Raw genomic sequence first — 23,802 nt, 5'->3', positions numbered from 1 at the left:
AGGGGGCGGCTGGTGGAAAGGCGCTCGGGTCAGCCCTGTGACGGGAGCAGCGCCGTGATTTCGGCGCTGGTTGGGGCCCCGGCCATGAAGTCGAAATCCCCCGCCTTGAGCCGCCGCGCGGCCGTGACCAGCGCGCCCATGGCGTGGCGATACAGCACCCCGCCAAGCGAGACGCGCTTCACGCCGGCCGCTTCCAGCACCGAAAGCGGCACGGGGCCGGAGCGCGGGCCAAACACCACATTCACTGGCCGGGGCGAGACGGCGCGCACCACCGCCTCGATGCTCGCCATATCCGGCAGGCCGGGGGCGTAGAGCACATCGGCACCCGCTTCCGCGAAGGCGACCAAGCGGCGGATGGTGTCATCCAGGTCAGGGCGGCCATGCAGGAAGTTATCGGTCCGGGCGGTGAGCAATATGCGGCCCTTCGCGGCCTTTGCGGCGGCGGCGATGCGCGCCACGGCGTGGTCGAAATCATGGATGGGCCGAGAGGGGTCGGCGGTCGTGTCCTCGATCCCCAAGCCAGCCAGGCCGGCGGCGATGGAAGCCTCCACCGTGGCCACGCAATCCTCGGGCGTGGGGCCGAAGCCATCCTCCAGATCGCCATTCACCGGCAGGCCGGAAAGCCGCGCGATCATCGCCGCGTGCCCGATGGAGAGATCGCGCCCCAGCGCTGCGGCGGCATCGGGCAGGCCCAGCCCGAAGGCGAGGCCGGCCGAGGTGGAGGCCAGTGCGGCAAACCCCTCGCGCTTCAGCAGCAGGCTGGAGGCGCCATCCCAGGGGTTGGGCATGACGAAGATGCTGCGATGCAGGTCGCGGAAGGCTTCATAGGCGGCGGACATGGGCGCGATCCTCGCTGGCTTGGGCGAAGCAGTCTAACCGCCGCCGCCACGCAAAGGGTTCAGCGTTTTCCGAAGCGCAGCCCTGCACCGGGCCAGCACGCTGCTTGATCCCTGGGCAAGCCGGCGCCACACTCCGCAACGAGTTGGGGGGCGCAACCCTCCCTGCCAAAAGGGAGATGCCTTGCCCCCGCCCTCCATCCCCGGCGATGCGGCGCGTCTTGCGGCGTTCAACGTCGTCAGCGCCAGGAACCCCGTGGAGTTCGAGCGGCGGATGCGCGAGGGCACACCCTTCCCGGCCAATAGCCGGAGCTACAAGTACCGCCTGCTCGACCCCGTTCTGAACCGCACGCGCTTCGACCGCCCGATCCTGAGCCTGGCCATCCGCAGCACTCCTTCCATCGTGGCCTGCCATGGCGGCAGCCGCCTGCCCACGGAGGTGCTGCATGAGGGCGAGGACAGCGCCTTCATCGGCTTCACCACGGTGCTCGCGGGCGAGATGGCCGTGATCGAGGGGAATCTCAGCAAGCGGGGCAACGCCGATACGGGCCTCGTGTTTCGCCTGCGCCACCAGACGCGCATGCTGACCGATGAGGAGAGCACGCGGACGCATCTCTCCTTCAAGGTGACGGAGCTGGAGAGCGCGCTGGAGCACATGCTCGACGCGCGCCTGGGCGCCCCCCTCGAATTCGAGACGGAGATCGACTGGAGCCACGGGCTCGCCGCCAGCCTGAAATGGCAGCTGGCCTTCCTCATGCAGGAATTCGAAAGGCCGGACGGCGTGGTGGGCAATGCCGTGGCGCTCGCCTCCATGACCGATTTCCTCCTCACGCTGGCCTTGCGGGCGGCGCCCAATAATTACTCCGGGCAGCTGGCCCTTGGCCCGGCCGTGGCATTGCCGGCCTATATCCGCCGCGCCGAGGAGTTCATGCGCGCCCATTGCGCCACACCGCTGCGGATCGCCGAGGTGGCCGCCGCTGCGGGATGCAGCGTCCGCACGCTGAACGCCGTCTTCCAGCGCTTCCGGGGCCAGGTTCCGCTGGCCGCGCTGCAAGCCATCCGGCTGCAGAAGGTGCATGCCGAATTGAGCCATGGCGGCGAAGGCGAGAGCATCGGCGTGGTCGCGCGGCGCTACGGCTTCACCAATTCGTCGCGGTTCCATCAGGCCTTCCAGCGCCGCTTCGGTGAAACGGCGCTGGACGTGATCCGGCGCAGATCGCGGCTTTAGCCTTATCCGCGTTCCGTGCGGTGTCGTCGGCAAAGCGCGCGGCCATCAACCCCGGCCTTGCTGGCTCAGTTCGATCACATGGCCGGGGCGACCGAGGCGTGACATGCGATGGATGGGCGCAGGCCGTCTCACCACCAAGCCCAGCAGAACACTTCATCATATATTTTCAATGCAACCTATGCGAGAAAGAGGCGTGCCTTTGCGGAGCGAGAACAGCGTGGCTGTTCCTGACATGAGGATGACGCTGTGCGACCGTCGCTGCTTTCGGCCGATTCCGGGTGTCGGACCATGTTCAGTGTCGTGCGTGCAAGCGATCCGGCGGAGCTCGATAGCCGATCGCGCGTGAGTGACCGCCTTCCGGGTTCAAGCCGTGACTACCGCTACAAGCTGCGGGATCGCGCGCTTTGGCGCATGCGCTTCGACACGCCGATCCTCGCTGTTGCAATCCGCAGCGCCGGTTCGATTCTGGCCAGCCACGGCGAGAGTCGCTTCGAGACGGAAGTGTCGATGAAAGGCGGAGAAAGCGATGTCTTCGCTTTCTCCGCGCCGCTGCGGGGCAGCATGACATTGATCCACCGCGGTGTTCCCATAACGGCGAACTCGTCCGGCGGACTCGTCTGTCGTCTCGCCTCCGATACGCGTCTGGTGACCAGCGATGACAGCGTGCGCACCAACGTGTTCGTGAAGGTTGCGCAAGCAGAGGAGGCGCTCGAGCACATGCTCGACAGGCGGCTCACCGAGCCGCTGGCATTCAGCCCTTCCCTGGATTGGGGTCATGGGCTGGCGGCCAGCCTGAAGAGCCAGCTCGACTTCGTCCTGCAGGAGTTTGACCGGCCTGACGGCATCGCCACCAACGCCGTGGCACTCGCCTCGACAACTGACCTGATCCTCACGCTGATCCTGCGGGGCGCAAAACACAATCACACCCATCACCTCGATGCCGGGCCGAGCTGCGCCGTTCCGGCCTATGTTCATCGCGCGGAGGAATTCATGCGCGCGAACAGTGCCTCCCCCATTCGCGTCGCCGACATTGCCGCCGCGGCGGGATGCAGCGTCCGCACCTTGAACGCCGTGTTCCAGCGTTTTCGCGGCCAGGTGCCCCTGGCCGCGCTGCAGGCCATCCGCCTGGCACTGGTGCACACCGAATTGAGCCAGGGAGCGGATGGCCTTTGCATCGGCGCGGTCTCGCGGCGCTACGGCTTCACCAACGCATCGCGCTTCAACCTGGCATTCCAGCGTCGCCATGGCGAAACTCCGCGGGACGTCATCCGGCGCGCATCGCGATCCTAGAGTATGTTCCGTTCGGAAGGCCTGATATCACACGCTCTGGCCTCTTGTTTTTCGGACATCTTTCCCTGTTCCAAAGATTCCGTTTGAACGGGTGATGCTCTGGCTTCCTGGCGGGCGGCCTACCCAGCCGCGGATACCAGCGTGGCCACGCGTCACAGCAGCATCCCGAGCCCGGCCGCGAGCAGCATCGCGTTCATCAGCCGCGCGAAATTCCGGTCCGAGAGCACGCCATGCAACTGCAAGCCGCAGGCCGTGCCGAACAGCGCCGGCCCGGCCACCAGCAACAGCGTAGGGTCAAAGCCGGCCATTTGCCCGCGTGCCGGCGCCAGCCATTGCAGCAGCAGCAGGGCCGCGACCTGCATGACCAGGATATAGGGCTGCGTGATGCCCCAAAGCGCCACCCGCCCCATGCCAAGCCACCCGCACCAGGCGACGAGCGGCCCGGCCGGAAAGCCGGCCATGCCCCCGGTAATGCCGCCCGCGGCGCCGACCATCACCTGCGCCCAGCGCGATGGGTTGCCCGCCTGCACGGCATGCGGGCGCCACATCATCCACGCCGCATAGGCCACCAGCAGCGCACCCAGCGACATCACATGCGCGCGCCCCGTCGCTTCCAGCAGCAGCAGCAGCCCGAGCGGCAGCGTGGCCAGCCCGCCCGTCGCCACCACCAGCGCGCCGGGCCAGTCCATATCCCGCCAGCGGTTCAGCACGCAGAGCAGCTGGACCATGATGCTGGCGGTGATGATCATGCTCACCATCCGCAGCGGATCATCCACCAGGTGAATGAGCATCACGGCGCTGACCGGCGCAAAGGCGAAGCCCGCGACGGAGGAGATCATCGCCGCGACAAAAACGGCGAGCAGCGGCAGCGCCAGGGAGAGCTCCGGCGCCATCCATTGCACGGCCCCGGCATAGGCCAGTGCCGCCAGGCCCGCACAGGCAAGGGCGGGGATGGCCGCGTGCAGCGTGGTCAAGGCGCCATCGCCCACGCGCACCTCGCTCATCGTGCGGGGGCCAGCAGGCTGGTCGCGAAGAAGCCGGCCACCTGGGCTGCGGAAAGTGCGGCCAGGCCTGGATGATGCTCCGCGGCGATGCGGCCTGGGCCATGGGGTGCGGGCAGCATGCTGCGCCCCTCGCCGCCCAGGGCCGGGCGGTCCCAGGCATGGCCGGCACCGGCCAGGCTGCGCCATTGCAACCGCCGAGCCGTGGCACCCAGCCGCGTTTCCAACTCCCCGCAGAGCGCACTGGCGTGCCGCGCATCGGCCGCGCCATGCATGACCAGCACGGCCTCATTCGGCATGGCGGCCGGCGAGAGCGCGGCGCAGCCGGGATAAAGCAAGGCGCGCGCCCGCACCTGGCCTGGCCATTCCGCCACCTGCCGCGCCCCCGCCCCAAAGCCCAGCAGCCCCAGATGGCCGGCCAGGATGCGCGGATGCGCGGCCAAGGCCGCCAGCACGTCACCGAGGTGCATCTGCTCCGCCACGACGAGTTCCAGCACGGCGAGATCGGCGCCCAGAAGCTGGTCCACATACAAGGCCGCCCGGCCATCCGGCCCGAGCGCATCCTGCAGGATGACAATCGCCGGGGTGCGGCGATCCGGCGCGCCGGCCGGAAGCACCAGCGTGCCGACCGCACCGCCGGCTTCGAACAGCGCAACCTCCTCCAGCGGGTCCAGGGGTTCCTCGCGGGGCGAAGCCTGCGCCAGGGCGGGCGTGGCCAGCAGCAGGGTCAGGAGCATGGCGCGCAGCACCGCGCCGGATGATCCGGCGGGGGGCCATCCCGCCGCTCCGCCCCGATCCTGCCGCCCTGCGACCGAAGGCTCCGGCCCGCCAGCGCGTCGCGGCCCGGGCATGATGGCGGCACCTTGCGGGGCTGCGGGAGTTCGAGGCATCGCGCTCATGGGAACAGGCACCAAGGTTGCCTGACCGATCTACACGCCAGGCTGCGGCAGCTGAGGGCCAAGACGCCCGGGCAACAGCGTTTCCCGCCGGATCTGTCAGCCCCCTGCGGGATCTGTCCGGCCGGGCATTGCCGCAGACGCCGGAGGACCGGGGCTCAGCCCAGACGGACGCCCAGAGGGACCCCCAGACGGGCGCCCAGACAGGCGCAAAGACGGGGTGGGGGAGGGACGGCGGAGGCAAACACCAGCCGCCGGCAATCCCGCAGCCAGCGCAAGCGGCGGCCACGCCCGCTGTTTCCTTGACTTTTCAGGGAAATTCGGTATATTTTCCTAGGATGAAGCAGCGCATCCCCTTCACCGCCCTCTCAGACCGCCAATGGGACGCGCTGCGCCCCTATGCCGAGAAGGACCACCCCGCCGGCCGCCCCATGGCGGATCTCCGCCAGCGGATGAACGCCATTCTCTTCCTGATGTCCACCGATGCGCCCTGGCGTGAACTCCCGCCCGAATACGGCCCGGCCGGGACCGTGGCGCGGCATTACCGCCGCCTGACGCATGCGGGTCTCTGGGAAAACCTGCTCATCGCGCTGCATGATCTCGGCCCGCGCCACCCGCTTCAGCAATTGCGCCGGCTGATCTTCCGCGCGGTGCGGCGCGCCGCCAGCTTGCGCGGTTTGCGCATCATCGTGCTGGCGCGCCGATTGAAGCTTCTTGAGGCCCTGCCTGGGCCGGCCTGGATGGTGGCCGATCCGGATTTGTCCCAAAGCCTGGTGGCCTGGCAAATGCGTGAATACCAAAAGCCGGGGCGAAAAAACTTCGGCCGCTTCGTCCAGGAATGGGGCCGGACGCTCCGGAACCTGCTCACCCTGGCCGGCGGGCGGCCCAGCATGGCGCGTTCCGTCCGGCTCGCGCTCGCGTGAGCGCCTCAGTCGGCCTCTTCGGCATAGGGGTTTTCGGTACCGCGCAGCTGCAGGCGGATCGGCACGCCCGGCATGTCGAATTCCTCACGGAAGCCGTTGAACAGATAGCGCTGGTAATCCAGCGGCAGCTGCTCGGCCCGCGTGCCGAAGATGACGATGGTGGGCGGGCGCGCCTTCGGCATGGTGCAATAGCGCAGCTTCAGGCGCTTGCCGTCCACCAGCGGCAATTGGTGCCGCTCCAGCATGGTGGCGAACCAGCGGTTGAGCGCGCCGGTGCCGATGCGGCGATTCCAGCGCTCATGCGTGCGCCGCACCGCGGGCATCAGGTTTTCCACGCCAGCACCGGTGGCGGCCGAAATCGGCACAACCTCGACGCCGCGCAGCTGGTTCAGCGAGGTTTCAAGCGTGTCCGAGACGCGCTTGCGCGCCGCCGCGCGGTCCTCGATGGCGTCCCATTTGTTCAGCGCGATCACCACGGCGCGGCCTTCGCGCTCGGCGAGGCGCGCGATGCGGATATCCTGTTCCTCCAGGCCCAGTGCGGCATCGAGCACCAGGATCACCACCTCCGCCTCGCGCAGCGCCGAGATGGAGGAAGCGACGGACATCTCCTCCAGCCGGTGGTTGATGCGCGCGCGCTTGCGCATGCCGGCCGTGTCCACGATGCGGATCGGGCCGTGCTCATCCTGCCAGGCGCTGGCGATGGCGTCGCGCGTCAGGCCAGGCTCCGGCCCGGTGATCATGCGCTCCTCGCCCAGCAGCGTGTTCAGCAGGGTGGATTTTCCGGCATTGGGCCGGCCGAGGATGGCCAGGCGTAAGAGCTTGGCCTCGCCCTCGAAGGGTTCGGGCTCGGCTTCCGGCAGATGCTCGGCGATGGCCTGCATCAGGCCGGCGATGCCCTCATTATGCTCGGCCGAAACGGCGATGGGATCGCCCAGGCCGAGTTCATACGCCTCCATCGCGGCCTGGGCGCCACCGCGCCCCTCGGCCTTGTTGGCGACGAGGATCACGGGGCGCCGCGCGCGCCGCAGCCAATTGGCGAAGGCGCGGTCGGACGCCGTGATGCCGGATTTCGCATCCACGACAAATACGGCGACATCGGCCTGCTCCAGCGCGGCCTCGGAACTCGCGCGCATGCGGCCATACAGTGTCTCGGGGGCGGCTTCCTCCAGCCCGGCGGTGTCCACCAGCAACAGGTTGCGGCCGGCCATCATGGTCTCGGCCTCCTTGCGGTCGCGCGTCACACCGGGCGTGTCATCCACGATGGCGAGGCGCCGCCCGACGAGGCGATTGAAGAGCGAGGATTTGCCGACATTGGGACGGCCGAGAATGGCCACCACCGGCAGCGCCGAGGTGTCCCGGTGGCGATACTGGCTGCCGCGTTCGACCTCGCGTTCGCCCTTGCCCTCACTGGCCATGGGAAAGGGGCCAGAAAGGGCCCGAGCGGCTTGGAAAAACCATCATCCCACCCCACGCAAAGCGACCACGGAGCCGCCATCCGTCAAGAGATACACGCTGTTATTGACCACGACGGGCTGCAGGCTGCTGCCATCGGGGATGCGCAACCGGGTCAGGATATCACCATTCTCGGCATTCACTTCGAACAATTGCGCGTGGCTGCCGGTGATGAGCAGGCGCCCACCGGCCAGCACGGGCGGCCCCCAGGCGATCGGGTCACGCTGGCGCGCTTCATTGGCGAAGACGGGCAGTTGCGTGATCCAGCGGACCCGGCCTTCATCGCGCGTCATCGCCATCAGGGCGCTGCCGCGGGTCAGCGCGAACACCCAGTCCCCCGCCACGGAGGGAGTCTGCGTGCCACCCACCTCGCGCTCCCAGACCCGGCGGCCGGAGCGCAGGTCGAGCGAGGTGGCCGCACCGGCCATGCCGATGGCAAAGACGCGGCCGCGGTCAACCACGGGCAGTGCCGTGATGGCGCCGATATCGGCGATGGAAACGCCGCCGCGCGTGGTGCCCAGGCTCTCGCTCCATTGCACGCGGCCATCGGCGATGCGGAAGCAGACGATCTCACCGGAGGGGAAGCCGCCCACGGCGACATCCCCCTCCACCGCCGGGCTCGGCAAGCCGAGCGGCAGGGCCTGCACCGGTGTGGCGCGGAAGGTCCAGACCCGCGCGCCATCCTCGGCCGAGAGGCCGATCAGCTGGTTTTCGATGGTGGGCACCATCACCCGGTTGCCAGCGACGGCGATGCCGCCGCGGGCCGGGGCGGGCAGCGGGGCGCGCCAGCGGATTTCGCCCGTCGCGGGGTCCAGCGCCATGATCTCGGCGAGGCCGGTGGCGCAGAACAGCGTGTCATTCGCATAGGCCAGGGCGCCGCCGACCGCGCCGTCACGGTCCCGCCGGGGGCGCGTATCGGTCTGCCAGCGGCGGTTGCCGCGCGCCACATCCAGCGCCGTGACCCAGCCGAAGGCATCCACCGCGAAGACGGTATCGCCCACCACGCGGGGGGCGGCGGTCAGGCGCTGGCGATAGCCGGTGCCCGAGCCGATGGAGGTGCGCCAGACCTCGCCGATCGGGCTTGGCAGGGAAAGATGGCCCGGCGCATGCCCGGCATTGCCGCCGGCCGTGGGCCATTCGGTGTTGAGCGCGGGGGCGGGCAGCGCGAAGGGGCGGTTCGCCGCCGAGGCATCGGGCGTGATGCCGCGCTCGGCCGCCATGACCGGCACGCGATCCCCCGTCAGCGGCACCTTGCTCTGGCCGAGCGCGCTGTCGAACCAGTCCCGCAGCGTGTCGCAGCCGGTCAGCAGGGTGGCGCTGCCCAGCAGCGCCATGCGGCGGCCGATCCGGGCTGGTTTCTGATGTTCCATCTAGCTTCCCAATCCTTGCAGCAGCCGGCCCGCGCGGTCGCGCAGGGCCTGCGGTGTGGCCGCATCGGCCATGATGGCCTGCAACGCGCGGCGGGCCTGATCGGCGTCACCGCGCTTGAGGGCGGCCAATGCCTGCACCTCCTGCGCGGAGGCGCGCCAGGGCGCGCCCGGAGCGGCGAGTGGGCCCATCCGCGCCTCGATCATCGCGGCGTCGCCCTGGTCCAGCGCATGCAGGCCCCAGAGCACGGTCGCGAGATCGCGGTAGAGCTGGTCCGTCTCCTGGTCGCGTGCCAGGGCTTCCCAGGCGGCCAGGGCCGCGTCCAGCTGGCCGGTCTCGGCCAGAAGTGCGGCGGCGCGCAGCCGCGCGAGGGTGCGGTAGCCGGCCGGCGCCCCCTGCGCGATCCCGGCGAAGCGCTCGGCCGAGGCGCGCAGGTCAGCGCCCTCCGCCGCGGCATCGCGGGAGGCGGCGAGGAAGCTTTGCGAGGCCTGGCCGGCCTGGCGGCCTTCATACCAGCGCCAGCCCTCCCAGCCGCCCACGCCGGCAATCGCCAGCAGCAGGACCCCGGTGGCCAGGCCGCCATAGCGCTGGGCGAGCTTCTTCGCGCGCTCGGCGCGAAGCTCCTCATCCACTTCGTCAATCAAATCCGGCAAGATCGGGGGCCTTCAGCGTTCAGGGAGCAGCGGTATAGAGCATCATCCGCCGCGGTGAAATCACCGGGGCCGCGAATCGTTCTGGCGGCACGGCGCCGGCCCGGCATTGGCATGGTGTTAAGCAGGCCGGGTGTTGGATGCGGCCATGCGCCCCCTCCTCTCTTTCCCCATCCTGGCTTTCCCCACCCTGCTGGCCCTGCCCGGTTGCGATGCGACGAGCCTCGCGGTGGGGGCGGCCGTGAATGTCGCCTCCGTCACCCTGGTGGGGCGCAGCGTGCCGGATATCGTTGTCTCCGGGCTGAGCGGGCGGGATTGCTCGATCGTGCGGCTGGATCGCCGACTGTCCTATTGCGGGCCGAGCGAGGCGCCCCCGGCGGCGCCGCCCTATTGCACGCGCAGCCTGGGCCAGGTGGATTGCTGGGTGACCCGGCCCGCCAGCATCCCCATGCAGCGCGGCGTGGTGGATGGACCCACCAGCCTGAACGCGGCCCAGGAGGCGGATCGCACCGCGTGGTGGCCCGGATTGCCGCGGGATCTGCTGCGGATCGAACCGCTGGTGGAGCCGTAGGGCTGCGGCGTTCCTGTAGCGCGACCCGCGACGGGCAGCACCCGTCGCCGGGGGGCGAGATTCCGCGCCATGTATTGATGATCGGCAGGCCTGCATCATGCATCCTTCGGGAAGCCGGGCTTGCCGGAGGCAGGCTCCGGGCCGCGGCCCTGCCCGCCGGCCCCGCCCGGCGCGGCCAAAGCCGTGCGGGCGCCGCATCAGCCCTCCAGAAAACGCCGGATCCATTGCGCGACGCGGGCGCAATCATGGGGCCGCGCGAGCGAGGCGATGGCCGGGCCGGCCAGCGGGCCGAACCTGTCGCGCCGGGATTGCAGCAGGGCGACCCCGAATTCCGGCGTGAATTCGGGGTGGCACTGAAAGGAAACGGCGTCGCCATAATCCAGCCCGGCCAGGGGGGTGAATTCATTGGCGATCGTGACCCGCGCGCCGGCGGGCGCCTCCACCACCTGATCCTGGTGGGAGGCGGGCACATGCACCGCCGCCCGATCCTCCATCCAGGCTGCGGGCTGCCGCACGTCGTAGCGGTGCAGCCCGATGCCCCAGCCCTTGGGCGATTTCACGACGCGGCCGCCCCAAGCCTGCGCCATGGCCTGGTGGCCAAAGCAGATGCCCACCAGCTTCGTGCGGCCGCGCGCCTGCCGCAGGAATGCCATCAGCGGCGCGATCCAGGGCAGGTCGTCATAGACCCCGGCGGGCGAGCCGGTGAGCAGCCAGGCCTCGCAATCGGTGGGGCTGTGCGGCAGATCGCCGGCGGTGACGTCATGCAGCACGGTGTCCCGGGCCGGGGGCAGCAGGCGCTGGACCATCGCGCCGTAGCGGCCATGCTCGGCCTCCAGCTCCTCGGGGACCGCGCCGCATTGCAGGATGCCGATCTTCATGGGGGCGCGGGCCGGCCGGGGCCGCTCCTACCGGAACGCCACGGGCCGCCCGATCGGGCCGCCCAGCACCTCATCCTCGCGCATGGCGACATGGCCGCGAATGATGGTGCCCACCGGCCAGCCCTGGCAGCGATGGCCGTCAAACGGCGTCCAGCCGCAGGGGCTGGCGATCCAGTCATTGGTGATCTCGCGGGACTTCGCCATGTCCACGAGCGTGAAGTCGGCGTCATAGCCCACGGCCAGCCGGCCCTTGTTCACCGCGCCATAGATGCGCGCGGGGCCCGCGCACATGAGGTCCACCAGGCGCATCAGGCTGAGGCGACCGGCACTCACATGGTCCAGCATGACGGGCACGATGGTCTGCACGCCGGTCAGGCCGGCGGCGGTGTCGGGCCAGGGGCGTTCCTTGGCGGCGCGGGAATGCGGCGCGTGGTCGCTGCCCACCACATCCACCGTGCCGTTGCGCACCGCGGCCCAGGCAGCCTCCAGGTGGCGCTGGTCGCGGATGGGCGGGTTCATCACGGCATAGCCACCCAGGCGGCCATAGGCCTCATCCGTCTGGGTCAGGTGGTTCATCAGCACCTCGACCGAGCAGATATCCTTGTAGTCGGCCAGGTAGGCGAGTTCCTCGGCCGTGCTGACATGCAGGATATGCGCGGGGCGCCCGGTCTTGCGGGCGATGGCCATGAGGCGCCGCGTACCCAGCATGGCGCATTCCACATCGCGCCACTCCATGTGGTTCCGGTGCGGCATGCCCGAGCTGTAGTTCGGCTTGCGCGCCTGCAGCCGATACTCATCCTCCGAATGGTAGCAGATGCGGCGGCGGCCGGAGCGCATGACGGCCTCCAGGCTGGCATCATCCTCGATCAGCAGATCACCCGTGGAGGAGCCGGCGAAGACCTTCACCGCGCAGACATTCTCCTCGACTTCCAGGTCGGCGAGGTCGGGGATGTTCTTCTTGGAGGCGCCGACATACAGGCCGACATCACAATAGGCGTTCTCGCTCACATAGGCGCGCTTCCAGGCGAGTTGCGCGGAATCCGTGATGGAGGGTGCGGTGTTGGGCATGTCGAACACGGCGGCGAGGCCGCCCAGGATAGCGGCCCTGGTGCCGGTCGCGATGGTCTCCACCGCGGGGTCGCCGGGCTCGCGCAGATGCACATGGGCGTCAATCAGGCCCGGCAGCACATGCAGGTGGCGGCAATCCACCTCCTGCGTCGCCTCGGCGCCGCGCAGGCTGCCCATGGCGGCGATTCGGCCATCCCGCACGCCGATATCCAGCGGCTCGATGCCCCAGGGCAGCACGGCCTGGCCGCCGCGCAGGATGAGATCGAAATGGGGCATGGAAGTCTCCGGAGGAACGAAGCGCGCAATCTGACGCGTCAGGCCGCCGATGCAAGACGGCGGAGCCCTGGAGGCGAAAATCGCTTGACAGAAAAACCCATAAGGATATGTTGATGACGTGTTGGTCCGGCGCGAGCCGGTGAAAAGGGAATGCCGTGCGGCCCCAGCTGGAACTCCAGCCGGCCAAGTCGGCAGCTGACCCCGCAACTGTCAGCGGTGAGCTGGCGCTTCACCCTCTCCTGACGAGGGGCCCCTTACTGGGGAACGTCACTGGGGTTCGCCCTGGGAAGACGGAAGTGCCGGTGACGACCCGTGAGCCAGGAGACCTGCCAGCACGATCGAAACCCAACCACCGGGGCGGGGTGCCCCTGGCAAGGAGAACCTGACCATGCGCCATTCCCGCGCCCCATTGCACGCCACCCGCCTCTCCTGGCCCCGAATGCGAAGAACATCAGGCCCCGGCCAGACCGGGCCCTGACCCCCATGCCAGCCACCCCCTGGCCCACCGAGACCGGCCCCGCTTCGCCCTGCGTGCAGATTTGCGCGCTGGATGCGGGCGGCATCTGCCTCGGCTGTGGTCGGAGCCTCGACGAGATCGCCCGCTGGTCCACGGCTTCGGCCGCGACGCAGCGCGCCATCCTGGTCAGGGCGCGGGAGCGGCTGGCGCTTCGCACATCAGCCGATCAACAGGGGCGGTAGGGTCAAGGGCCCGCACAGCCGGACCACGCAGAACGGGTTTCGGAATCTGGCCGCCCCGCCAGGAGAATATGCATGTCCGCCTTCAATCTCGGTTTCCCCCGCATGGGTGTGCGGCGGGAGCTCAAGACCGCGCTCGAATCCCATTGGTCCGGCCAGTCGGATGACGCAGCCCTGCTGCGCAGCGCCGCCGATCTGCGGGCCCGCCACTGGGCCCTGCAGTCACTGGCCGGCATTGCCATGCCGCCCAGCAATGATTTCTCGCTCTATGACCATGTGCTGGATCATGCCTGCGCCTTCGGGGTGATCCCGCCAGGCTATGGCTGGCGGCCGGGCGAGCGGGTCTCGCTCGCCACACGCTTCGCCCTGGCAAGGGGTGGCAGGGGCACGGCGGGTGAGGCCGCCGCCGGCATCGCGCGCGGGACGCCCGCGCTGGAAATGACCAAGTGGTTCGATACGAACTACCATTACCTGGTGCCCGTCTTTCAGCCAGGCCAGGAATTCACGGCCACGGGCTTTCCGGCGGTCGAGGCGTTCGAGGAAGCCCTGGCGCTGGGCCAGGTGACGCGGCCCGTGCTGCTTGGTCCTGTGTCCTTTCTCCTCTTGGGCAAGATGGCGGGCGGTGGCGATGCGCTCGACCTTCTGCCGGGTTTGCTGCCGCTCTATGCGGAGACCCTGCGCCGGCTGGAGGCCGCCGGCGCGCGCCATGTGCAGATGGATGAGCCATGTCTCGCGCTCGACCTTCCGCACGCGGCGCGCGCGGCGCTGTGCCACGCCTACACGGCCCTGGCGGCGGTGACGCCCAGGCTTTCCATCATCCTCGCCAGCTATTTCGGCGATTTGCGGGAGAACCTCGAAACCGCGCTGACCCTGCCCGTGGCCGGCCTGCATCTTGATCTGGTGCGCGCACCCCAGATGCTGGACGTGGCGCTGCGCCACGCGCCGCCGCGCATGATCCTCTCGCTCGGCGTGGTGGATGGTCGCAATGTCTGGGCGACCGACCTCTCCCGCGCCTTCCTGAAGCTGCGCGGCGCGGCGGCCGCACGGCGCTTCGAGTTGCTGCAGGTGGCGCCCTCCTGCTCGCTGCTCCATAGCCCCGTGGATCTCGCGCCAGAGACGGGCCTCGATCCGGAATTGCGCGGCTGGATGGCCTTCGCCCGGCAGAAGCTGGAGGAGGTGGCGATCCTCGCGCGGGGCCTGACCGAGGGCCGGGGTGCCATCGCGGCGGAATTGCTGGCGAGCGATGCCCGCCAGGAAGCACGACGCGCCTCGCCGCGTCTGCATGATCCGGCAGTGGCGGCACGCCTGGCCGCTGGCCGGCCCGAGGATGCCGTGCGCGTGCCCTTCACGCGGCGGCGCGTGGCGCAGCAGGCGCGGCTCAATCTCCCGGCCTTCCCGACCACCACCATCGGCAGCTTCCCGCAGACGGCCGAAATCCGCGCGGCCCGGGCGGCGCATAAGCGCGGCACGCTGGATGCGGCAGGGTATGACGCCTTCCTGGCCGGCCAGATGGAAGCGGCGGTGCGCTGGCAGGAGGAGATCGGCATGGATGTCCTCGTCCATGGCGAATTCGAGCGCAACGACATGGTCGAGCATTTCGCCGATTTCCTGGAGGGCTTCGCCGTCACGAAGAATGGCTGGGTGCAGAGCTATGGTTCGCGCTGCGTGAAGCCGCCCGTCATCTTCGGCGATGTCTCCCGCCCCGCGGCCATGACGGTGGAATGGGCGCGGCGTGCCCAGGCCCTCACCACGCGGCCGATGAAGGGCATGCTGACCGGCCCCGTCACCATGATGCAATGGGCTTTCGTGCGGGACGACATCCCGCGCGATGCGGTGCGCCGGCAACTCGCCTACGCCATCCGTGACGAGGTGATGGATCTGGAAGCGGCCGGCATCCCCATCGTGCAGATTGACGAGCCCGCCTTCCGCGAAGGGCTGCCGCTGCGGCGCGATGAATGGGATGCCTATCTGACGGACGCGGTCACCTGCTTTCGCATCTCGGCGAGTGGCGTGCGCGAGGCGACGCAGATACACACCCACATGTGCTACTCCGAATTCAACGACATCATGGACCGCATCGCCGAGATGGATGCGGATGTGATCTCGATCGAGACGGCGCGCAGCCGGATGGAGTTGCTCGAAGCCTTCGTGGATTTCCGCTACCCGAATGAGATCGGCCCGGGCGTCTATGACATCCATGCCCCTGCCCTGCCCGAGGCCGCGGAGATGGAACGGCTGCTGCGCGTCGCGGCGCAGCGCCTGCCGGCGGATCAGATCTGGGTGAACCCCGATTGCGGACTGAAGACCCGCAAATGGGAAGAGGTGCGCCCGGCCCTGATCCGCATGGTGGAGGCGGCCCGCAGCCTGCGCGGGTAGGCTGCGCGCGGCGGGTGGTTCAGCCCGCCCGCCGCGCCACGCCTGAACTGCGCAACGCCGCTTCCACGCCGGGACGAATCTGCTGGATCAGCGCCAGCGTCTCCGCCGCGTCATGCACGCGGGTTGCGATGCTGGCGGTGTTCTGGCGCATCTGCACCTCGGGGTCGCGCGCGGCGGCGAGCAGGGCGCCGGCCAGCCTCTCCCGGATCGCGGGCGGCAGCCCGGCCGGCCCGGCCCAGATGATGGGCTGGCGCGTGGCGGTCTCGAAGCCCTGTTCGATCAGCGTCGGCACCTCGGGGAATTCCGGCCAGCGATCCACGCTGGCGCTGGCCAGCATGCGCAGATTGCCGGCGCGCACCAGGCCGATCATCTCGGGCGTGCCGGTGTAAGTATCGATATGCCCGCCCGCCACCTGGGTCGCGGCATCGGTGATGCTGCCGAACTGGATGTAGTTCATCTCGAAACGCGCGAGGCGCTGGAACTCGAACATCGCAACGGCCGAGCCCGGATTGGTGCTGGCGAAGGTGACCGGCCGCCGCCGCGCCTCGGCCACGAAATCCGCCAGGCTGCGCACCTGCGGCATGGAGGGGCCGACCGGAAAGCCGATGCGCAATTCCGAGGTGGTGCCCAGGAAATCGAAGCTCTCGAAGGGCCGGTAGGGGATGTCCATCGTCAGTGGCGCCACCACCAGCGCGGAGAGACCCACAAGCCCGAATGTGTAGCCATCCGGCCGGGATTGCGCGATGCGCGCCGGCCCCAGCGTGCCGCCGGCACCGGGCGTGTTGCGGACGATGACACTCACCCCCAGCGCGCGTTCCATGTGTGCCGCGATGGAGCGCGCCACGACATCCGTGCCGCCGCCCGGGCCGAAGCCGGTGACCAGGCTGATCTCGCGGCTCGGCCAGGCCGGCTGAGCGTGTGCGTGGAGGCTGGGAATCGCAAGGCTGGCGCCCGCGATGAGGCTGCGGCGATGCATGGCATGTCTCCCCCCGGTCACGGCCCTGCGATGGGGCGGTGATCCATGACCGGAGCCTGTTCGGCCGTGGCCCATGCTGTCAAACAATTCCGCAACACCGGGGGTGACGCCATGGCGCCGCGGCCGCATATCCAGGCGGTGACACACGCCCTGATCGTCGAGAACCTCGTGAAATCCTATGCGCCCGGCCGCGCCAATGCGGTGGATGGGCTGAGTTTCCGCATGGCGCGGGGGGCCACCATCGGCCTGCTGGGCGGCAATGGCGCGGGCAAGACGACGACCATCGCCATGCTGCTCGGCCTGCTGGTGCCAAGCTCCGGGCGGATCACGGCGCTGGGACATGACATGGCGACGGACCGCTTCGCCGCCCTGGCGCGGATGAATTTCTCCTCGCCCTATATCTCCCTGCCGCACAAGCTTTCCGTGCGCGAGAATCTGACGGTCTACGGACATCTCTACAATGTCGCGGACCTCCGCCGCCGCATCGCGCTGCTGGCCGAGGAACTGCAACTCACCGACTTCCTGGACCGCGCGGCCGGCGAGCTTTCCGCCGGGCAAAAGACGCGCGTGGCGCTGGCCAAGGCGCTGATCAACACGCCCGAACTCCTGCTGCTCGACGAACCCACCGCGAGCCTCGACCCGGATACGGGGGATTGGGTGCGCAGCAGCATCGAGCGCTACCGCGAGGCGAATGGCTGCGCCATCCTGCTGGCCAGCCACAACATGGCCGAGGTGGAGCGACTCTGCGGGCATGTCATCATGCTCAAGCGCGGCCAGGTGGTGGATGAGGGCAGCCCCGAGGCCCTCATCGCGCGCTTCGGGCGTGAGGATCTGGAGCAGGTGTTTCTCGACATAGCGCGCGGCACCCGCGTGGGAGAGGGGGCATGACCCCGTCCGATCGCGAAGCGAAGCGGAGCGTGAATCGGCCGGACGCATCTCCCGATCGCGAAGCGAAGCGGAACGTGAATCGGCCGGACACACCTCCCAATCGCGAAGCGCAGCGGAGCGTGAATCGGCCGGGCATCACCCCTTCCCTTCGGCGCGTCTGGGGCCTGGTCTATCGCCATCTCGCGCTGTACCGTCGCTCACCGCCGCGCCTGATCGAGCTCATGTACTGGCCGATCCTGCAGATGATCGTCTGGGGCTTCATGACCAGCTATCTGGCCGGCTTGCAGAACAACGTCGCCAGTGCGGCTGCCGGCGTGCTGCTGGGCGGCGTGCTGCTCTGGGAGGCGACGCTGCGCAGCCAGATGGGCTTCTCGATCTCCTTCCTGGAGGAGATCTGGTCCCGCAACCTCGGCCACATCTTCGTCTCGCCGCTGCGGCCGGGGGAATTGGTGGCGGGGCTGATGGTGATGTCCGTGCTGCGCACCATCGTGGGCGTGGTGCCGGCCATCCTGCTGGCCTGGCTGCTCTACGCCTTCAACATCTTCAACATGGGCCCGGCGATGGTGTTTTTCTTCGCCGCCCTCATCCTGATGGGCTGGGCGGTGGCCTTGGGCTGCACCTCGCTCATCCTGCGCTATGGCGCGGGGGCGGAGAGCCTCGCCTGGTCCGTGCTCTTTGGCATCGCGCCCTTCGCCGCCGTGTTCTATCCCGTCAGCGTGCTGCCCGGCTGGCTGCAGCCCGTGGCCCTGGCGCTGCCGGCGGCGCATGTCTTCGAGGGCATGCGCGCGGCGCTGATGGAAGGCCGCGTGGCCTGGGGCCATCTGCTGGCGGCCTATGCGCTGAACGCCGCCTGGCTCGCGGCCATGGCGTGGCTGTTCATGCGGCAATTCCAGTCGGCGCGCATCCGCGGCGCGCTCCTGAATATCGGCGAGTAGTCAGCCCAGGAAGCTGAACACATCGCCCTCGGGCCGCCGCCCCTCGACATGGCGGCGGTGCCAGATCGCATAGAACAACAGATGCCAGGCGGCGGCACCCGCCTTCTTCTCGCCCGCGCGGCGGAATACCTGCTCCACCCGGCCGGGCTTGCACAGCTCCGCGACGCCGGTCTGCCGCGCCACCAGCGGCCCCAGCACATCGGCGCGGCGTTCGATCCAGGCGCCGATGGGCACGGTGAAGCCCTGCTTGGGGCGAAAGGGCTCGCTGGCCGGAAAGTGGCGGGAGAGCCATTCCCGCAGCAGGTATTTGCCCTGGTTGTCACGCACCTTCAGCGCATCGGGCAGGCGGAAGGCCGCGTCCGTGATGCCGGAATCGAGGAAGGGCGTGCGGCCTTCCACCCCATGCGCCATCAGGCAGCGATCCAGCTTGGTCAGCAGGTCATTGGGCAGCCAGTCGGCGACATCGAGCGCCTGGGCGCTTTGCAGGCGGGTGCGGCCGCCCTGCGCCGCCTCGCCTTCGGCGGCGGCGATGCCGTCCCGCCAGAAGCGCGGCTCGTTGCGCAGCACATCCAGCCGGTCGAAGGTGCCGCGTGCGCGCATGGCGCGGCCCCAGCGCCACCAGGGGCGCATGGCGGCGCGGTAGCGTCCGTAGCCGCCGAAAATCTCGTCGCCCCCCTCGCCCGAGAGCACCACCTTCACCTCCTCGCGCGCGCGGCGGGCCAGGAACCAGGTGGGGATGATGGCGTAGTCCGCCGCCGGGTCATCCATGCAGCCGACGATCTCGGGTAAATGGCGCCAGACCATCGCCTCATCCACCAGCACCTCGACGTGCTCGGCCCCCGCGGCTTCGGCGGCGCGTCGGGCGGCAGCGCGCTCATCGGCCGCGCCCTGGATGTCGAAGCCGGCGGTAAAGGCCTTCACTGGCCGGTCATTCAGCCGCGCCATCATGGCGAGGATGGCGGCCGAATCCGTGCCGCCCGAGAGGAACAGCCCATAGGGCACGTCACTGCGCTGGTGCAGCAGCACGCTTTCCTCCAGCGCGGCATCGAGCCGCGCGAGGGCGGCTTCCTCGGAGATGGTCTCCGGCGGCCCTTCGGGGAGCGCCATGCGGCGATGCCGCTCGACGATCTTGCCATCGGCGATGCTCAGGCTCTCGCCCGGCAGCAGGCGGCGGATGCCCTGGAAGATGGTCTCGGCGCCGGTGGTGAATTGCAGTTGCAGCAATTCATCCCGCGCCTCGGGCCGGATGCGGGGTGCCGCGAAGCCGCCCGCGATCAGCGCCTGCGGTTCCGAGGCGAAGGCGATGCCGAGTTCGGATTCGGCGATGTAGAGCGGCTTGATGCCGAAGGGGTCCCGCGCCAGGACCAGCCGCCGCGCCGGGCGGTCATGCAGGGCGATGGCATACATGCCGCGCAGCGCGTCCACGAAGCCCAGGCCATCGCGCCGGTACAGGTGCAGGGGGGGCTCGCAATCGGATTGCGTGGCGCAGAGCATCTGATTGGCTTCGCGCAATTCGCGGTAATTGTAGATTTCCCCATTGGCCACCAGCGCCGCGCCGCCGGCAAAGAGCGGCTGGTCCCCGGTGACGAGGTCAATGATGGAAAGCCGCGTATGGGCCAGCGCCACGCCGCCGGCCACATGCTGCCCCGCGCCATCCGGCCCGCGATGCGCGAGGGCCGCGACCATCGCATCCAGGGCACCCTCGGGCGGGATCGCGCCGGGGCGCAGGGCGAGGCCAGCCAAGCCGCACATTCAGGACATCCTCATCGCTGCACCTTGTGCAGGAATTCCCGCCACTGCGCGAGGACCGGCGCCTCGGCGAAGTGCGTTTCGAATTCGGCGCGGCCGGCGGCGGCCAGGCGCGCGGCGCGCGGGGGCTCCGCCAGCAGGGCGCGGATGGCGGCAGCCAGGGACTCGGGCGCTTCCAGCGGCACCAGCAGGCCGGTCTCGTTCTCGCGGATCAGGGCGCTGGGCCCGTGGGCGGCGGCGGCGATCACGGGGCGCCCGGCCGACCATGCCTCCAGCACCACATTGCCCAGCGGCTCGTGGCGGGAGGGGCAGATGAACACGTCGCATGCCGCGAGCAGGGCGCCGGCATCCTGCCGCCAGCCCAGCAGATGCAGGCGGGGCGCCACGCCGCATTCGCGCGCCAGCCGTTCCAGCGCCGCGCGCTCCGGCCCCTCGCCCGCGATGCTGAGCTCGGCCTCGGGGATCAGCGCCAGGGCGCGGATCAGCGTGTCGAAGCCCTTATTGGCGTGCAGTCGGCCCATGGCCAGCAGGCGCTGTTGGCCCGGCAGGGTGGCGGGGGCGATGCCGGCGAAATCGGCGGCGAAATTCGGCAGGAGATGAACGCGTTCCTCCGGCCAGCCCTGGGCGATGATCCAGCGCCGCAGGTCCAGCGTATTGCCGACCAGATGATCGCAATGCCGGTAGTATTTGAGGTCGTAATACCCGCCCAGGCGGCCCACCAGCGTCCAGTCGCCGCGCGGGGTCATGCCGGCGGCGCGGTTCATCCAGGCCATGGCCACGCGGGGCCGCCAGTCCTGCAGCATGCGGCCCAGCCGCAGCGGGGTCAGCAGATCCAGCGCGCCGCCGAAGCGCAGCTGCACGGGGGCCGCCTCGGCCAGCCGCGCCGCGCGCGCCGGCTCACGCCGGATGATGGGCAGCACCTCCTCGCCCGCCTGGTGCAGTGCCAGGGTGATGCGCTCATAGAAGGCCTCCGCCCCGCCCAGGGGCGCGCCGGCCATGATATTGGCCAGGCGGATCACGCCAGCGCCTCGAAGGCCTGCGCGATATCGGTCCAGTTCGGGCCAGGGCCCCGCGCCAGGGCGGCACGGTGCAGCCGCAGCCAGAGCGCGTCATCGCCCAGCACGGCCTGGGCCGCCGCGATGAATTCCGCCTCGCTGCGCGCCACCATCCCGGTCAGCCCTTCCTCGATCCGCTCGGCCACCGCCCCGCGATCCATGACGACGCAAGGTAGCCCCACCGCCTGGGCTTCGGCCAGCGCGAGGCAGAAGGTCTCGCCCGGATCACCCGGATAGAGCATGCAGCGCGCCTGGCCGAGCCGCGCCTGCAGCTCAGGCCGTGGCAGGGGCGCGAACAGCCTGACGCCGGGCGTCGCCTCGGCCCGCGCGAGGATGGGCGCCGCGCGCTGCGCGAGGCGCGGATCCCCGCCATAGGTCGCGGCCCCGGAATAGGCATGCAGCTCGCCCCGGCCGATCCGGGGCCAGAGGCCGGCCAGCTCATCCAGCCCCCGCAGCGGGTTGGAGGTGAAGACGGCGATGGGCGGCGGCGGCGCGCGCTCGGCCGGCGGGACGTCGAAGGGCGGCGCCACGGCCAGCGGGATCTGCGCCCTTGGGCCGGGCAGCCAGCCCGGTACCGTCGCCGCGTGATAGCGCCCCAGCGTGACGATGACGGGGCGCGCCCGCAGGATCGGCCAGGCATGGCGCGGCTTGCGCAGATAGCCGGCGGGATTGTGCAGCCAGAGCACCCGCCGCCCGCGCGGCAATGCGCCGAACAGGCGCGGGACACGGGCCGCGATGACCAGGTCGGCCGTGGCGGGCAGCCGGGCGCGCTCCCCCTCGAAATGCAGGATCACCTCATGGCCGCGCCGCTGGAAGGATTGCGCCAGCAAGGCCACCGCCGTCTCGACCCCGCCGAGCGGCCGGAGGCCGATGGCGCTGGCCTCGATGCGGGGGCCTTCATTGGCCAGCACGATCCTCACGGGCGGCGTTTCAAGAGCGGTGTCGCTCCGGCTCCAGCCGCGCCTTGAGGTGGGAGAGCAGCGGGAACAGCCCGGCGCATAGCGCGATCAGCAGCCCCCAGCCGCCCTCCTTGTAGCCCTTGCGCGCCACGTAGCATTTGAAAGTCCGGGACACGAAGCGCCGGACATTGTTGCCGAGCGTGCCGATATCGCCCTGGTCCAGCAGATCCGCGGCCTTGGCGCTGCTGTAGCGGTCCAGGCGGCGCAGCATGTCCGAGATGTCGCGATCCACCTCATGGCGGATGCCATGCGCGGTCAGGCGCTCGCCCTCAAGCGCCATGCCATGGGGGGCCGTCCAGTCCAGGCCGGGATGCACGCGCTGCGCCCGCCAGTGCTTGGCGCCACGCCGGAACAGGATGGGCTTGAGGGTGGTGCCGAAGCTGCCGCCCCAGCCATACAGGATCAGGCGCTCACCCACATAATTGTCGATGCGCACGCGGTGGAACGCCGCGGCGCTGCGGGCGATCAGCGCACGGATCTCGGCGCCGAGTTCGGGCGGCACACGCTCATCGGCGTCCACCTCCAGGATCCAGTCGCCGGTGCAGGCGGCGATGCCGGCATTGCGGCGTTCCCCCTCAAGCGCCCAGGCGCCCTCCAGCAGCACGGCCCCCGCCGCCCGCGCGATCCCGGCACTGGCATCGCCGCTGCGGTCCAGCACCACCACCACCTCATCCGCGAAGCCGAGCGTGGCGAGGCAGGCGGGCAGCCGCGCCGCCTCGTTGCGCGCGACGACCAGGGCGGAGAGCCTCACGCCGGCACCCGGGCCAGGACGCGCTGTGCGGCCTCGATCACGGCTTCCACAGCGAGGCGCTGCATGGGCGACTGCGCCGCCGGCCCCCGCGCCAGCACGGCCATCGCGCGGTCCCCGATGGGGGCGTATTCGCTGGCCGGCGTGGGCCCGAACAGCCCAAGGGTGGGGGCGCCGGTCGCCGCCGAGAGATGCATCAGCCCGGAATCATTGCCGACGAACAGCCCGCCCCGCGCCAGCACCGCCGCCACCTCGGGCAGGGACAGCCGGCCGACGAGGTCCACCGCATCCGGCAATGCGGCCAGCACCGGGGCGGCCATGGCGCGCTCCGTCTCGCCGGGGCCGCCCAGGATGGCGATGCGTGCGCCGGGCAGCAGCCCGGCACTGCCGGTCAGCTTCTGCGCGAGCGCGATGAAGCGCTCGGCCGGCCACATCTTGACCCGCCAATTCGCCGTGGGGGCCAGGATCAGCCAGGGGCCGCCGGGCAGCAGCGCCTCGGCCTGGCTGGCCTCCGCCGCGCCGAACCAGGCGACGGGGCGCGGCGCGGGCGTCACACCCAGCACCTCGGCGATGTGCAGCGAACGGTGGCCGGAGCGCCGGCCGCCCTTCATCACCGCCCGGCGCCGCGCCAGCAGCAGCCAGGCGATGGCCGAGCCGCGCAGGTCCACCACCAGATCCCAGCGGGTGAACGCCACCTGCCACCAAAGCGCCAGCCAATGCAGCGACCAACGCCGCTTGGTGACGGGAATGATGCGCGCGAGGCCGGGCATGCGCGCGAAAACGCCCTCGGCCACGGTGCCGCAGACGATGGTGATCCGCGCCTCGGGCTGTTCCCGCAGCAGATGGTCGAGCAGACCCGTGGAGAGCACGGCATCGCCAATGCGGGTGGAGGTGATGAACAGGATGCGCACGCCAAGCCTTTTAGCAGACACAGCCCTCTAGCAGAATCGGCGCGGCTTGAACCCCCTGGATGAAACCGCCAC

The 23,802-nt window shown here is 69.9% G+C and carries 22 protein-coding genes and 1 riboswitch; of the genes, 8 read left to right on the top strand and 14 right to left on the bottom strand.

Annotated elements, in window-relative coordinates; translation table 11 throughout:
• Nucleotides 1-29: 29 nt before the first annotated feature.
• Nucleotides 30-839, bottom strand: a complete 810-nt coding sequence (locus tag LHU95_RS04015) for an isocitrate lyase/phosphoenolpyruvate mutase family protein (protein WP_248710092.1) — start codon at nucleotides 837-839, stop codon at nucleotides 30-32.
• Nucleotides 840-1,020: 181 nt separating this feature from the next.
• Here LHU95_RS04015 and LHU95_RS04010 point away from each other — a divergent pair, with 181 nt between their 5' ends.
• Nucleotides 1,021-2,064, top strand: coding sequence for a helix-turn-helix domain-containing protein (locus tag LHU95_RS04010; protein ID WP_248710091.1), 1,044 nt, complete (start codon nucleotides 1,021-1,023; stop codon nucleotides 2,062-2,064).
• A 288-nt stretch (nucleotides 2,065-2,352) separates the two neighbouring features.
• Nucleotides 2,353-3,354 (top strand): AraC family transcriptional regulator, encoded by a 1,002-nt coding sequence (locus tag LHU95_RS04005; RefSeq protein ID WP_248710090.1) that lies wholly within the window; start codon nucleotides 2,353-2,355, stop codon nucleotides 3,352-3,354.
• Between the two features lie 152 nt (nucleotides 3,355-3,506).
• On the opposite strand, the gene LHU95_RS04000 is transcribed toward LHU95_RS04005, so the two are convergent.
• Both LHU95_RS04000 and LHU95_RS03995 read right to left on the bottom strand, forming a co-directional pair.
• Nucleotides 3,507-4,358, bottom strand: coding sequence for a TSUP family transporter (locus LHU95_RS04000; protein ID WP_248710089.1), 852 nt, complete (start codon nucleotides 4,356-4,358; stop codon nucleotides 3,507-3,509).
• Nucleotides 4,355-5,092, bottom strand: coding sequence for a hypothetical protein (locus tag LHU95_RS03995; protein WP_248710088.1), 738 nt, complete (start codon nucleotides 5,090-5,092; stop codon nucleotides 4,355-4,357). The genes LHU95_RS04000 and LHU95_RS03995 overlap by 4 nt, the downstream gene beginning before the upstream one ends.
• A 497-nt stretch (nucleotides 5,093-5,589) precedes the next feature.
• Here LHU95_RS03995 and LHU95_RS03990 point away from each other — a divergent pair, with 497 nt between their 5' ends.
• Entirely contained in the window at nucleotides 5,590-6,174 is a 585-nt protein-coding gene (locus tag LHU95_RS03990; protein WP_248710087.1) for a transposase, read from the top strand.
• A 5-nt stretch (nucleotides 6,175-6,179) separates the two neighbouring features.
• Here LHU95_RS03990 and der read toward each other — a convergent pair whose 3' ends face one another.
• From der to LHU95_RS03975, 3 genes are read right to left on the bottom strand one after another with little or no spacing between them, the layout of a single operon-like run.
• Nucleotides 6,180-7,589 (bottom strand): ribosome biogenesis GTPase Der, encoded by a 1,410-nt coding sequence (gene der / locus LHU95_RS03985; protein ID WP_248710086.1) that lies wholly within the window; start codon nucleotides 7,587-7,589, stop codon nucleotides 6,180-6,182.
• A gap of 42 nt (nucleotides 7,590-7,631) precedes the next feature.
• Nucleotides 7,632-8,996, bottom strand: a complete 1,365-nt coding sequence (locus tag LHU95_RS03980; protein ID WP_248710085.1) for a PQQ-binding-like beta-propeller repeat protein — start codon at nucleotides 8,994-8,996, stop codon at nucleotides 7,632-7,634.
• The gene (locus LHU95_RS03975; protein WP_248710084.1) at nucleotides 8,997-9,647 is read right to left on the bottom strand and encodes a tetratricopeptide repeat protein; all 651 of its coding nucleotides are present in this window, start codon (nucleotides 9,645-9,647) and stop codon (nucleotides 8,997-8,999) included.
• A 145-nt stretch (nucleotides 9,648-9,792) separates the two neighbouring features.
• On the opposite strand from LHU95_RS03975, the gene LHU95_RS03970 reads away from it, so the two are divergent.
• Nucleotides 9,793-10,215: a hypothetical protein gene (locus LHU95_RS03970; RefSeq protein ID WP_248710083.1), complete on the top strand. Its 423-nt coding sequence runs from the start codon at nucleotides 9,793-9,795 to the stop codon at nucleotides 10,213-10,215.
• Nucleotides 10,216-10,412: 197 nt separating this feature from the next.
• On the opposite strand, the gene LHU95_RS03965 is transcribed toward LHU95_RS03970, so the two are convergent.
• Both LHU95_RS03965 and LHU95_RS03960 read right to left on the bottom strand, forming a co-directional pair.
• On the bottom strand, nucleotides 10,413-11,093 hold the full coding sequence (locus tag LHU95_RS03965; protein WP_248710082.1) for a type 1 glutamine amidotransferase: 681 nt from the start codon (nucleotides 11,091-11,093) through the stop codon (nucleotides 10,413-10,415).
• Nucleotides 11,094-11,120: 27 nt separating this feature from the next.
• Nucleotides 11,121-12,437: a dihydroorotase gene (locus LHU95_RS03960; protein ID WP_248710081.1), complete on the bottom strand. Its 1,317-nt coding sequence runs from the start codon at nucleotides 12,435-12,437 to the stop codon at nucleotides 11,121-11,123.
• Nucleotides 12,438-12,542: 105 nt separating this feature from the next.
• Nucleotides 12,543-12,786, top strand: a riboswitch (cobalamin riboswitch).
• Between the two features lie 134 nt (nucleotides 12,787-12,920).
• Here LHU95_RS03960 and LHU95_RS03955 point away from each other — a divergent pair.
• Entirely contained in the window at nucleotides 12,921-13,136 is a 216-nt protein-coding gene (locus LHU95_RS03955; protein ID WP_248710080.1) for a DUF1289 domain-containing protein, read from the top strand.
• 72 nt (nucleotides 13,137-13,208) lie between these two features.
• Nucleotides 13,209-15,509, top strand: coding sequence for a 5-methyltetrahydropteroyltriglutamate--homocysteine S-methyltransferase (gene metE, locus LHU95_RS03950; protein WP_248710079.1), 2,301 nt, complete (start codon nucleotides 13,209-13,211; stop codon nucleotides 15,507-15,509).
• A gap of 19 nt (nucleotides 15,510-15,528) precedes the next feature.
• Here the strand turns inward: metE and LHU95_RS03945 are convergent, their stop codons facing one another.
• Nucleotides 15,529-16,485: a tripartite tricarboxylate transporter substrate binding protein gene (locus LHU95_RS03945; protein ID WP_248710078.1), complete on the bottom strand. Its 957-nt coding sequence runs from the start codon at nucleotides 16,483-16,485 to the stop codon at nucleotides 15,529-15,531.
• A 111-nt stretch (nucleotides 16,486-16,596) separates the two neighbouring features.
• On the opposite strand from LHU95_RS03945, the gene LHU95_RS03940 reads away from it, so the two are divergent.
• The gene (locus tag LHU95_RS03940; RefSeq protein WP_248711497.1) at nucleotides 16,597-17,373 is read left to right on the top strand and encodes an ABC transporter ATP-binding protein; all 777 of its coding nucleotides are present in this window, start codon (nucleotides 16,597-16,599) and stop codon (nucleotides 17,371-17,373) included.
• A 134-nt stretch (nucleotides 17,374-17,507) separates the two neighbouring features.
• Nucleotides 17,508-18,308: an ABC transporter permease gene (locus LHU95_RS03935; RefSeq protein WP_248711496.1), complete on the top strand. Its 801-nt coding sequence runs from the start codon at nucleotides 17,508-17,510 to the stop codon at nucleotides 18,306-18,308.
• Here the strand turns inward: LHU95_RS03935 and asnB are convergent, their stop codons facing one another.
• From asnB to LHU95_RS03910, 5 genes are read right to left on the bottom strand one after another with little or no spacing between them, the layout of a single operon-like run.
• Nucleotides 18,309-20,060: an asparagine synthase (glutamine-hydrolyzing) gene (asnB, locus tag LHU95_RS03930; protein WP_248710077.1), complete on the bottom strand. Its 1,752-nt coding sequence runs from the start codon at nucleotides 20,058-20,060 to the stop codon at nucleotides 18,309-18,311. It lies immediately after the preceding gene.
• Nucleotides 20,061-20,071: 11 nt separating this feature from the next.
• Nucleotides 20,072-21,055: a glycosyltransferase gene (locus LHU95_RS03925; protein WP_248711495.1), complete on the bottom strand. Its 984-nt coding sequence runs from the start codon at nucleotides 21,053-21,055 to the stop codon at nucleotides 20,072-20,074.
• Nucleotides 21,056-21,072: 17 nt separating this feature from the next.
• Nucleotides 21,073-22,032 (bottom strand): glycosyltransferase, encoded by a 960-nt coding sequence (locus LHU95_RS03920; RefSeq protein ID WP_248710076.1) that lies wholly within the window; start codon nucleotides 22,030-22,032, stop codon nucleotides 21,073-21,075.
• A gap of 10 nt (nucleotides 22,033-22,042) precedes the next feature.
• Entirely contained in the window at nucleotides 22,043-22,822 is a 780-nt protein-coding gene (locus LHU95_RS03915; RefSeq protein ID WP_248710075.1) for a glycosyltransferase family 2 protein, read from the bottom strand.
• The gene (locus tag LHU95_RS03910; RefSeq protein ID WP_248710074.1) at nucleotides 22,819-23,730 is read right to left on the bottom strand and encodes a glycosyltransferase family 9 protein; all 912 of its coding nucleotides are present in this window, start codon (nucleotides 23,728-23,730) and stop codon (nucleotides 22,819-22,821) included. The genes LHU95_RS03915 and LHU95_RS03910 overlap by 4 nt, the downstream gene beginning before the upstream one ends.
• Nucleotides 23,731-23,802 lie beyond the last annotated feature (72 nt).

The sequence above is a fragment of the Sediminicoccus sp. KRV36 genome (genome assembly GCF_023243115.1).
In the GTDB taxonomy this organism is placed as follows: domain Bacteria; phylum Pseudomonadota; class Alphaproteobacteria; order Acetobacterales; family Acetobacteraceae; genus Roseococcus.
The sequence above is the reverse complement of the archived record's forward strand: the minus strand, read 5'-3'. Positions and strand labels throughout refer to the sequence as shown.